The organism is Sandaracinobacteroides sp. (assembly GCF_057137845.1).
The window spans coordinates 1-10,964 of sequence record NZ_DBNHFX010000051.1; the positions used below are offsets into that span (position 1 = coordinate 1).

The 10,964-nt window shown below is 64.7% G+C and carries 12 protein-coding genes; 1 reads left to right on the plus strand and 11 read right to left on the minus strand.

The window, feature by feature from the left end; all coding sequences use genetic code 11:
* From AC16JP_RS02550 to AC16JP_RS02585, 8 genes are all read right to left on the minus strand, one after another.
* The coding region (locus AC16JP_RS02550) for a response regulator (protein WP_484339042.1) at nucleotides 1–174 on the minus strand (174 nt) is incomplete at its 3' end.
* Nucleotides 171–893, minus strand: coding sequence for a phosphate signaling complex protein PhoU (phoU, locus tag AC16JP_RS02555; protein WP_484339032.1), 723 nt, complete (start codon nucleotides 891–893; stop codon nucleotides 171–173). The genes AC16JP_RS02550 and phoU, both read right to left, overlap by 4 nt.
* 96 nt (nucleotides 894–989) lie before the next feature.
* Nucleotides 990–1,736 carry a phosphate ABC transporter ATP-binding protein PstB gene (gene pstB / locus AC16JP_RS02560; protein ID WP_484339043.1) on the minus strand — a complete coding sequence of 249 codons (747 nt, stop codon included), beginning with the start codon at nucleotides 1,734–1,736 and terminating at the stop codon, nucleotides 990–992.
* A 59-nt stretch (nucleotides 1,737–1,795) separates the two neighbouring features.
* Nucleotides 1,796–3,094, minus strand: coding sequence for a phosphate ABC transporter permease PstA (gene pstA, locus AC16JP_RS02565; RefSeq protein WP_484339033.1), 1,299 nt, complete (start codon nucleotides 3,092–3,094; stop codon nucleotides 1,796–1,798).
* On the minus strand, nucleotides 3,087–4,481 hold the full coding sequence (gene pstC, locus AC16JP_RS02570; RefSeq protein WP_484339034.1) for a phosphate ABC transporter permease subunit PstC: 1,395 nt from the start codon (nucleotides 4,479–4,481) through the stop codon (nucleotides 3,087–3,089). The genes pstA and pstC overlap by 8 nt, the downstream gene beginning before the upstream one ends.
* Nucleotides 4,478–5,530 (minus strand): substrate-binding domain-containing protein, encoded by a 1,053-nt coding sequence (locus AC16JP_RS02575; RefSeq protein ID WP_484339035.1) that lies wholly within the window; start codon nucleotides 5,528–5,530, stop codon nucleotides 4,478–4,480. The genes pstC and AC16JP_RS02575 overlap by 4 nt, the downstream gene beginning before the upstream one ends.
* A 93-nt stretch (nucleotides 5,531–5,623) precedes the next feature.
* Nucleotides 5,624–6,874, minus strand: coding sequence for a sensor histidine kinase (locus AC16JP_RS02580; protein WP_484339036.1), 1,251 nt, complete (start codon nucleotides 6,872–6,874; stop codon nucleotides 5,624–5,626).
* A gap of 61 nt (nucleotides 6,875–6,935) precedes the next feature.
* On the minus strand, nucleotides 6,936–8,405 hold the full coding sequence (locus AC16JP_RS02585; RefSeq protein WP_484339037.1) for an undecaprenyl-phosphate glucose phosphotransferase: 1,470 nt from the start codon (nucleotides 8,403–8,405) through the stop codon (nucleotides 6,936–6,938).
* Between the two features lie 155 nt (nucleotides 8,406–8,560).
* Between AC16JP_RS02585 and AC16JP_RS02590 the strand changes: the two genes are divergently transcribed.
* Nucleotides 8,561–8,824 (plus strand): XrtV sorting system accessory protein, encoded by a 264-nt coding sequence (locus AC16JP_RS02590; RefSeq protein ID WP_484339038.1) that lies wholly within the window; start codon nucleotides 8,561–8,563, stop codon nucleotides 8,822–8,824.
* Nucleotides 8,825–8,877: 53 nt separating this feature from the next.
* Here the strand turns inward: AC16JP_RS02590 and epsI are convergent, their stop codons facing one another.
* The 3 genes from epsI to AC16JP_RS02605 form a co-directional block, all read right to left on the minus strand.
* Nucleotides 8,878–9,582, minus strand: a complete 705-nt coding sequence (gene epsI, locus AC16JP_RS02595; protein ID WP_484339039.1) for an exosortase-associated protein EpsI, V-type — start codon at nucleotides 9,580–9,582, stop codon at nucleotides 8,878–8,880.
* Entirely contained in the window at nucleotides 9,566–10,468 is a 903-nt protein-coding gene (xrtV, locus tag AC16JP_RS02600; RefSeq protein WP_484339040.1) for an exosortase V, read from the minus strand. The genes epsI and xrtV overlap by 17 nt, the downstream gene beginning before the upstream one ends.
* Nucleotides 10,469–10,502: 34 nt before the next feature.
* Nucleotides 10,503–10,964, minus strand: a 462-nt coding sequence (locus AC16JP_RS02605; RefSeq protein ID WP_484339041.1) for a CpsD/CapB family tyrosine-protein kinase, incomplete at its 5' end; no start/stop codon positions are given.

Consider the following 10,964-nt stretch of genomic DNA (forward strand, 5'->3'; position numbering starts at 1 on the left):
CATCCAGTCAAGCAGCACCAGATCGGGCCGATCCTCGTGCACCAGCAGCAGCGCATCGTCGCCGTCGCTGGTGTGGGTGATGTCAAAGCCTTCCGCCGCAAAGTTGTAACGGATCAGTTCCGCCAGATTGGCGTCGTCCTCGACCAGCAGGATTTTCGGTCGTGCGGCATTCACTTGCCCGACTGCTCGGCCGCCATCGAGGTGGTGCGGTCGGTCTTCGGCCGGTCCTCGGGGTGTTCGCCCGTCACCGAAAAATACACCATCTCGGCGATGTTGGTGGCGTGGTCGCCCACCCGTTCCAGATTCTTGGCGATGAACAGCAGGTGCGTCGAGGCGCTGATATGATGGGGATTTTCCATCATGTAGGTCAGCAGCGACCGGAACAGCGAATTGTAGAAATCATCGACCCGCTGGTCGCGCTCCATCACCTGCAACGCCAGCGCCGGGTCACGGTCGACATAGCAGTCCAGCGCATCGCGCACCATCGCAGCGGCCGCACGTGCCATTTCCGGCAGGATCACCATCGGCCCGACCGGCGGCGTCTGCGCCAGCACCGGCACCCGCTTGGCGATGTTCTTGCCATAGTCGCCGATGCGTTCGATGACGGCGGAAATCTTCATTGCGGCAACGATCTCGCGCAGGTCGTCGGCCATGGGCGAGCGCAGGGCGATGATCGTCACCGCCATGCGTTCGGCTTCGGCTTCCATGCGGTCCAGCTCGGCGTCGCGCGCGACGACTTGTGCCGCCGTTTCCGCGTCGCGCCGCAGCAGCGCATCAACTGCATCGGCGATCTGCGCCTCGGCAAGACCGCCCATCTGGCCGATCAGCGAACGAAGCTGATTGATCTCGGCGTCGAACGAGCGGACGGTGTGTGCGGTTGGAATATTGACCATCTTCGCCTCCTCGGGAGCGTGCGCCCTGACGATATCACGGCCAGCGCTCGATCCAACTGTTGGTGCCGCCGGGCGCCCTGCCCGCCCCGGCAACTGCTAGCCGTAGCGGCCGGTGATATAGTCCTTGGTGCGGGTTTCCCTGGGATTGGTGAAGATTTCCCGTGTATCGCCATATTCGACCAGCGTTCCCAGATGGAAGAACGCCGTCTTCTGGCTGACCCGCGCCGCCTGCTGCATGTTGTGCGTCACGATCACGATCGCATAGCGGCCGCGCAGTTCGTCGATCAGTTCTTCGATCCGTGCCGTCGCGATCGGATCCAGCGCCGAGGCCGGTTCGTCCATCAGGATGACTTCGGGGTTCACCGCGATCGCGCGCGCGATGCACAGACGCTGCTGCTGCCCGCCCGACAACGCAGTGCCGGGGCTGGAAAGCCGGTCTTTCACCTCGTCCCACAGGCCGGCCCGCCGCAGCGACTTCTCGACGATCTGGTCCATGTCGGCCTTGCGCGCCGCAAGGCCATGAATACGCGGACCATACGCCACGTTTTCGTAGATGCTCTTGGGGAAGGGGTTCGGCTTCTGGAACACCATGCCGACCCGCGCACGCAACTGCACCACGTCCATCGACGGGTCGTAGATATCCTGCCCGTCGAGCGCGATCTTGCCGACGACACGGGCGCCCGCGACCGTATCGTTCATGCGGTTCAGGCAGCGCAGAAACGTCGACTTGCCGCAGCCAGAAGGGCCGATGAAGGCGGTCACATCCTCTTTCGAGACGTCGATCGACACGCCCTTGATGGCTTCGAAAGCGCCATAGAACACCCGCACGTCCCGCGCGGTCATCTTCAGCGTCGTCACCGGGGCAGCGCCGGCTGCGGTCGCTGCAATGTTCAGATTTCCACTCACCAGCGCACCTCGAAACGGTTTCTCAGATAGATCGCAAGGCTGTTGATCGCCAGCAGGAACACCATCAGCACGATGATGGCGCCGCTGGTCTTCTCGACGAAGCCCCGGCTCACGTTGTCGGACCAGATGAACACCTGCACCGGCAGCACGGTTGCGGGTTCCGAAAAGCCCTGCGGCACCGATGTCAGGAACGCCCGCATGCCGATCATCAGCAGCGGTGCAGTTTCCCCCAGCGCACGGGCGATCCCCAGGATCGTGCCTGTCAGCATGCCCGGCAGCGCCAGCGGCAGCACATGATGGAACACCACCTGCACCGGCGACGCACCGATCCCCAGCGCCGCATCGCGGATCGACGGCGGCACCGCCTTGATCGCCGCACGGCTGGCAATCACGATCACCGGCAAGGTCATCAGCGCCAGCGTCAGCCCGCCGACGATCGGCGCCGAGCGCGGCATGTTCATGAAATTCAGGAACACCGCCAGCCCCAGCAGGCCGAAGATGATCGACGGCACGGCAGCCAGATTGTTTATCGAGACTTCGATCACGTCGGTCCAGCGGTTTCGCGGCGCGAATTCCTCGAGGTAGATGGCGGCCAGCACCCCGACCGGAAAGCTGAGGACCAGCGTGACGACGAGCGTCAGGAAACTGCCCTTGAGCGCACCCCAGACACCGGCCAGTTCCGGATCGACGGAATCCGCCGCTGTCAGGAAGGTGCGGTTGAAGACCGTCTGTATCTGCCCGTCTTGCACCAGCTTGCGCCACATGGCGACTTCGGCATCGCTGACGGGCCGGTTGGCTTCGTCGGCGGCAAGGTCGATGCGGCCCTTGGCAAGCTGGTCGATGTTGGATGTCGCGATCAGCCACATGTCCGCCTTGGTGCCGATCAGCGCCGGTTTCCGGGTAACTTCCCGCCGCAACGCCAGCCACGCCCCTTCTGAAACAACCGGCACCTGCGATCCGAACGCCGCATCGACCGCATCCTGCACCACACCCTGAAAGTCCGCCCGCTGCAAAAGGCGCGGGTCGGCGCGGGCTTCATCCGCCGTCACGCCAAGGCGTTCCGCATCGATCTGGATCGGCACCCGCACTTCGGTCTGCAGAAAGCTGGTCCAGCCGCTCTGGACGACGGTCGTCAGCAGGAACAGCAGGAAACCGGCGGCAACCAGAAGTGCAGCGATTCCCGTCGCCCGGAACATGCGTTCGGCACGATAGCGGCGGCGGATGCGCTGCTGCATTTCCTCGGATGCCCAGGCGGTCGGCGCCACGCGCACCCCGGTTTCGACAAGGTCAGTCATAGGCCTCCCGGTATTTCTTGACCACGGCCAGCGCGTAGATGTTGAGGGCGAGCGTCACCAGGAACAGCACCAGCCCCAGCGCGAAAGCCGAAAGCGTTTTGGCGCTGTCGAACTCCTGGTCTCCGGTCAGCAGGGCGACGATCTGCGCCGTCACCGTGGTGACGCTTGAAAATGGGTTGGCCGTCAGGTTGGCGGCAAGCCCGGCCGCCATCACCACGATCATCGTTTCACCGATCGCGCGCGAGACGGCCAGCAGCACGCCGCCGACGATGCCCGGCAGCGCCGCCGGAATCAGCACCTTGCGAATGGTTTCCGATGGCGTCGCGCCCATCGCCAGGCTGCCATCGCGCATCGAACGTGGAACGGCGGTCAGCGCATCGTCGGCCATCGACGAAACGAAGGGAATGATCATCACCCCCATCACCAGACCGGCGGCCAGCGCACTTTCGGAACTGGCATTCGGGATGCCGACCGCCACCGCGAAATCACGCACGGCAGGCGCCACCGTCAGTGCGGCGAAAAAGCCGTAAACGACCGTCGGCACACCGGCCAGAACCTCCAGCACCGGCTTTGCCACCTTGCGGAAAGCGGGCGCTGCATATTGCGTCAGATAGATCGCCGTCATCAGGCCAAGTGGTATCGCCACCAGCATGGCGATGATCGCGCCGATGAATACCGTGCCCCAGAACAGCGGCACCGCGCCGAACGCCCCCGACGAGCCTACCTGATCCGCCCGCATCGCCGTCTGCGGCGACCATTGCGTGCCGAACAGAAACTCGATCGGGCTGACCAGTTGAAAAAAGCGGAAGCTTTCGAACAAGAGGCTGGCGACGATGCCGAACGTTGTAAGGATCGCCACGAGCGAAGCCGTCACCAGCGCCGCCATCACAAACCGCTCGACGCGGGTTCGGGCGCGGAAATCCGGCCTGAGCCTGCTCCAGCCCCACAGCGCGCCAAGCGTACCGACAGCAAGCGCCGCGCTTCCGAACAGCAGCCCATAGCGCAACGCCGACTCGCGCCAGACTTCGGCCGCTGCATCCGCATGGACGTTGAACGCCGCCGCATAGTCGCCGCGCACCAGCCCCTGCACTTCGGAAAGAAACGCCGAACGGTCGAGATCGGCAGTTCCGATCGCCCCGGCGGGCAGGCTGGCCAGCACCTCCGCCGACACCAGCCTGTCGGCAAGCGCTGCCCATGCCGCGATCACCAGCAGCGCCGGCAGCAGCGCCAGAATCGCGACATAAAGTCCATGATGGTGCGGCCGCGAATGCACGGCGCCGACGGCGGGGCCTGCAGCAGCCGAAAAGGCGCGCGCACGCCGGTCGCCCAACCAGAAGCCCAGCACCGCAAGCGCCAGCACCGCAAGGGTGACGGTCCAGATACTCACGCCAGATCCTCCAGGCTGAGCGGCGACAGCGCAGTCGCCCGCGCGCGGTTTTCAATCCTGACATGCTCGGCCGAGGGAACCAGCCCGCGCCGTTGCAGATACCCGCCCGGCCCCCAGGCGCGCTCGCTCACATATTCGGCCAGAAACTCGGCCAGCCCGTGAATTGCCTTCACATGCTGCGCCTTCACATAGATAAACAGCGGCCGCGACGCCGGATACCGCAGCTCGGCGATGCTGTCGGGCGTTGCGGAAACCCCGTCGATCGCCACATCGCGCAGCGTATCTAGATTGCGTTCAAGATACGAAAAACCCAGCACTCCGACCGACTGCGGATCCGCAGCCAGCTTCTGCACCACCAGATTGTCGTTTTCGCCTGCTTCCACATAGGCCCCGTCCTCGCGGATGCGGTTGCAGACCTGCTTGTGGCGGCCCTCGTCGGCCTTTTTCAGCGTCCGCATCGAAGGCTCGGCGTCGCAGCCCGCCACCATGTACAGTTCGTTGAAGGCGTCACGCGTACCGGAAGTGGGCGGCGGACCGATCACATGGATCGGAATTGCCGGAAGTTTCGGGTTCACGTCCTGCCATGTGCGCGCCGTCTGCGGCTTGCCGAACGGCTCGGCGGCCAGCGCCGCATAGACATCGCGCAGCGACAGGTTCATCGGCTGCGCCCGCTTTCCCTGTGCCAGCACCACGCCGTCGATCCCGACCTGTACCTCTACGACGCCCTTCACGCCGTTTCGCGTGCAATCCTCTACCTCGCTGCGCTTGATCCGGCGCGACGCGTTCACCACGTCGGGAAAGCGGGAACCGGCGCCGGCGCAGAACAGCTTGATGCCGCCACCCGTGCCCGTCGCCTCGACGATCGGTGCACGATATTCGGGGTTGTTACGGCTGAAATTTTCCGCAACCGCCGTAGTGAACGGGAAAACGGTCGACGAACCGACGATGCGGATCTGTGTGCGCGAATCAGCGCACGCCACAAGCGCCGTCGTCGCCGCCAGCGCGACTGCCGCAACCCCGAGACTGCGCTGCCGAAACCCCAGTTTCACATGCTACCCCAACAGCTTGCCCCACCGGGGCCGCCCATGTTCCGTGCGCCACAAGCAATCTGCCTGCGGCTTCATGGCGGGCATGGCAGCATCTCATTGCAGTTTTGTGACGGCCTCTGCCGCAATCGCCGGAAGCAGGAACGAAACGGTCGTCCCCTCACCCTCGCGGCTGCTGATCTCCATCCGCCCCCGGTGGCGCTCGATGATGTGCTTCACGATCGCCAGGCCAAGGCCGGTTCCGCCTATGGAACGCGAACGCCCGGTGTCGACCCGATAGAAGCGTTCGGTCAGGCGCGGCAGATGCTCGGCGGCGATTCCCGCGCCCCGGTCAACGACCGACACCCGCACCATCGGCTCGGCAGGGTTCGACAGGTCGAGGGCAGCCGTGATCGTGACCGGGGTTTCCGGCGCACCATATTTCAGCGCGTTCGACACCAGATTGTGCAGCACCTGCAGGATCTGGTCGCGGTCGGCGGCAACATCGGGCAGCCCGCCCGCCACTTCGATCAGCAGGCTGCGGCCATCGGCTGCCGCCTTGCCACCGAATGCGCGCTCCACCTCGTGCAGAAGCGGCGCCAGCGACACAGGCCGATCGGGGCGGACATGCTTGTCCAGCTCGATGCGGCTCAGGCTCATCAGGTCGTCGATCAGGCGCGCCATCCGCTCGGCTTCGGCCTGCATGATGCCAAGAAAGCGTTGCCGCGCCGCATCATCGTTGGCGGCCGGTCCCTGACAGGTCTCGATGAAACCCGCGATATTGGCCAGCGGCGTGCGCAGTTCGTGGCTGGCGTTGGCCACGAAATCGACGCGCATGCGATCCGTCAGCCGTTCGCGCGTCATGTCGGTGAAGCTGAGCAATACGCGCGGACCACCCACCCACGCCGCCTGCGCGCAGAACGAACCGCCCTGCACGCCAAGGTTCGCAATCTCGCGCGGGGGCGGGCTTTCGCCGGAAAGTGCCGCGCGCACCAGTTCAACGACTGCCGGATGGCGAACCCGCAAGCGCAGATCGGCGCCGACGATCCGTTGCCCGAACAGCGCCAGCGCCGGGCCATTGGCCGCGACCACCTTCCACGCAGGCGACACCGTCATCGCCGGATAATCGAGCACATCCAGCGGAATGAGCGCGGCATTGTCGTCAGCCGCGCTGACTGGCGCGCCCGGTGCAGTGGTTCCGCCCGGTCCGTTCGCCTGCGGTCGCGTGGCGGCGCCAACGGCGATCAGCGCGAACACCGCCAGCAGCGCCGGCCCCCATATCCAGGCCGAAGCCCCGGCAAGCGATGCCGCCATCGCCGCGACGACGGCAAGCGCGCCGAACAGCAGCAGCGGGCGTGAAATGCTCATGCGATGCTGATGCCACAGCCGTGGGCGGTTTGCCCATGGCCCGCCTGCGCTGCGGCGGATGTCAGAAGGCGTTTTTCGGGAACAGCACCGCGCCGATCGTCCGCAGCAGGATATACAGGTCGAAGGATACAGACCAGTTCTCGATGTAGTGCAGGTCGTGTTCCAGGCGCTTCACCAGCTTTTCCTCGGTATCCGTCTCTCCGCGCCAGCCGCAGACCTGCGCCCAGCCTGTGATCCCCGGCTTGACCTTGTGTCGCGCCGCATAAGACTGCACGACTTCGTGGAACAACCGCCCGGCTGCACGGGTGGACGGCGCGTGCGGCCGAGGCCCGACCAGCGACATGTCGCCCTTCAGCACGTTCAGCAGTTGCGGCAGCTCGTCGATCGACGTGGCGCGGATGATGCGGCCCACGCGGGTGATGCGGGAATCGCCGCGCTGCGCCTGCTGCACATGGTCGGTCTGGCAGTCGTCCACGGTCATCGAACGGAACTTCAGCACGTCGAAGCGCTGGTTGTTGAAGCCCTCGCGCGGCTGGCGGAAGAACACCGGGCCTGGGCTGTCCAGCTTCACCGCGATCGCCGCCAGCAGCATGATCGGCCACAGGAACAGCAGGATGATGCTGGTCAGCACCAGATCCTCGATCCGCTTCACCACGGCGTCGGTGCCGGAAATCGGCCGTTCGAACAGGGTGATCACCGGCATGTGCCCAAGCAGAACCAGCGGGCGATGGGCAAAGGCGAAATTGGCCATGTCCGGCGCCAGACGGATACGCACCGGGGTCAGCACGAACTTCTGCACCACCTGCTGGATCCGCGCCGACGCCGACCACGGCAGCGCCACGATCACCTGATCGACCAGCCCGTCGCGGATCATCGCGACCAGATCGTCGGCAGTGCCGAACACCGGCAGATCCTCGACGATGACGGGCACGCGGCCATCGCGCCGGTCGTCGAAAAAGCCGACGAGACTGATCGTCAGGCGCGGGTTGCCACGGATATACTGGGCAAGCTGCTGCCCCTGTGCCGACGCGCCATAGATCGCCACCCGGCTGTTGAAGATGCCCTGCCCCTTCAGGCGCCGTATCCAGACCGTCATCGCGGCCCTGGTTGCGGCCACCATGAACACGCCGGTCACGAACCACGTAACGGCCCACCCGCGCGAGAAATCCTCGGATATCTTCACAAGGAAGCCGATCGTCACCAGAAACAGGCCGGTAACCCCCCAGGAACCAAGCACCCGCTGCCACGCAAGCCGCAACGAGAAGTGGCAATCGACGTCGTAGGCGCCCATCACTTCCGCCACGAGCGCGAAGATCAGCGCGCCCATCAACATGGTGCGATAATAGTCGGGCAGGCCACCGGTGCCGATTTCCCCCACCCAGAGGATGAGGGCGACGACACCCGCCAGAATGACGGTCAGAAACTCGACCATCCGCACGACGAGAACGACGAGATCGATCGGCACCGCCGAGCGCCGTGGCGGCTCGATCATGGCGGGGCTGATCCGTTCGGGGTTCTGCTGTTCGTTCACGCAGCAGCCCCCGCCACGGCGGCGCTGCGCGCCCCCAGGTAAACTAGTTCAACTTGCTGTTGCAGTCGGCCCGCGCCGCATGTAGCTCCCGCAAGGTGATGGGGCGTTGTTCGCCCCCGGGGCGCAAGGCCCATGCGTGTCAGGGAGGGAAGCATATGGAAACCGTCTATGATTGGGTGACGATCGCCATCTTCGCGGGTTTGATCGTGCTGTTCCTCCAACGGTCGGTCGGTCCCGAGCGCGATCAGATGTGGCCCTATTTCGCCGCCGCCGTGGGCTGTGCGGTGATCAACCAGGTCGGCAACCATGCCATCGATACCGGCGAGACCGTGTGGCATGTCGTAGCGGTTGGCGGCATCGTCGGCATTCTGGCTTTCGTCCAGTATTTCCTGCATCCGTTCGGCCGTTCGCGCGACTGAAATTCCCGGCCCCTGCCTGACGACGGGCAAAAGATTCTCCCGGCCCGTCACCTTCATCCTTTTGTTCCCAGAATCGCTGCCGCCAGCGGCCGTCCCACCAGCGCCGGAAGGCCGGCGGGGCTTGTCGCATGCAGCATCTCGGTCGCGAACCGCTGCAATGCGGCAAATGCTTCCGGGGTCGGCTCTCCGACGGTCGACATCCGCACCAGCGCGCCATCCGCCACATAGCCGCGCATTTCCGTGCGCAGCTTCAGCAGCCGCTGTTCGCTGCCGCTGGCAGGCAGATAATCACCGATTCTGGTCCAATAGAGGATCGGTTCCGTGCGTTCGTTGCTGGTGGCGACAAGATGCCGCGCCGGAAGCATCGCCGTTGGAGTTACCGGGACCGACACCTGTTCCGATCCGCTGATCTGGAACCCGACCGACGAATAGCAAACCTCGGGCCGGTGCAGTTGCAACTGGTCCGACTGGGTATCACCATAGGCGATCACCAACATGATCGGCACGTCGTGATCCGACAGATACAGCCGGCTGACGGTCTGGCTGTATAGCTGATCGGCAAGGCTGCCCTTGGTCGCTTCGGGAAGGATCATCGCGTTCGACGGCGTGACCGACCATGTTCCGATCTTCAACGGCACCAGCTTTTCAAGCTTTTTGCCGTCCAGCAGATTGAGGTGCTTGCGCGGCTTCAGCGCGAACGCACCGCCAGCGGCCGCCAGCAGCGGCAGCCCGAGAAGCAGTTCACGCCGACCGAGCATCATCGCCTCCCTCAGTGGTGCGCCCCAGCCAGCGGCGGAGCGGCGACAGCAGTTGGTCCAGCAGGAAGAACAGCAGCAGTGCCGATACGAACGTAACGATTCCGGCAAAGCCGTGCAGATACCCCTGCGCCACCTCGTTGCCTGCATAGTATGTCAGCAGCACAAGAATGATCACGCGAATGACGTTTGCCGCAATCGCGATCGGCAGCAGAAACGCCAGCAGCAGCAGCGAATAGCGCCACGAAGCGTTGTGCATAAGATAGATGTAGAACAGGCCGATCGCCGTAAGGCTGACGATCGAGTTGAGGCCCGCACAGGCGTCTTCGACAAGCAACTGATACTGCGCGATATAGAGCGTAACCCCGACCTGCGTGATCGGATAGCCGACCGCCGCCAGAATCCACGTCACGATGTCCGAGACCATGATTTTCAGCGGCTGCGTGACGGAATCGAGCACCCAGCCCGGTATCGGGATCAGGAACCCCAGATAAAAGATCGGGAACCACATCCGCACCAGCACCGCCCGCCCGACGAACGCATAGGCGATCGCCACCAGCGCCAGCAGCAGTGCTGCAACCTCGATCATCAGGAAGTTGAAGGCGCGCCCGAATATGTAAAACGCCGCCCCCGCCAGCAGCAGCGGGAAGGCGATCCACAGCCTGCCCGGCCGCGCATCCGCGACGATCCTGTCCCAGTCGCGCCAGATCAGCCATGCAGCGGTCGCCAGCACCAGCGGGCCATGGACCCCGGATTCGGATGTCCAGCTTTCCGACGCGGTCGCGATCAGCGTCGGCACGATGGTGACGAGCAGCCCCAGAGCCAGAATCGGGTGGCGCCGGACGTGGTCCAGCAACCCGGTGCGGGCCGAATCGGTTACTGCATCCATGTCAGGGTTCTCCCGCAGGCCCGGCGCACGACGCTCAATCGAACTCGTTCAGAACCGATCCGATCACCGTCGCCCGCGATGCCTGCAACTGTGCCGAAAGCACCTGCACATCCTTGACGAACGCGTGGTTCCGGCGCGCCACGATCAGCGCATAGCCCAGCACACCCGCCACCGTCAGCGCATCGGCATTCTCGTTGGCGGCCGGCGTATCGAAGACGGCGACGTCGAACTGGCGCAACAGAATATCCACGCCCGACCGGAACCGCGTGCCCGACAGCAGTTCCTGCGGCCGCGCGACCGGCGGCCCCGCCGGAATGACCGACAGGTTCGGCAGCACATCGGGATAGACCACCCGTTCCGGGCGATTCACTTCCAGCGACAGATAGGTCGACAATCCCGGACCGTTGGGGTCGATGCCGAACACGGTGTCGATCCGCGGGTTGCGCAGGTTCGCATCGACCAGCAGCGTCTTGATCCCGACCTGCGACAGCGCCGC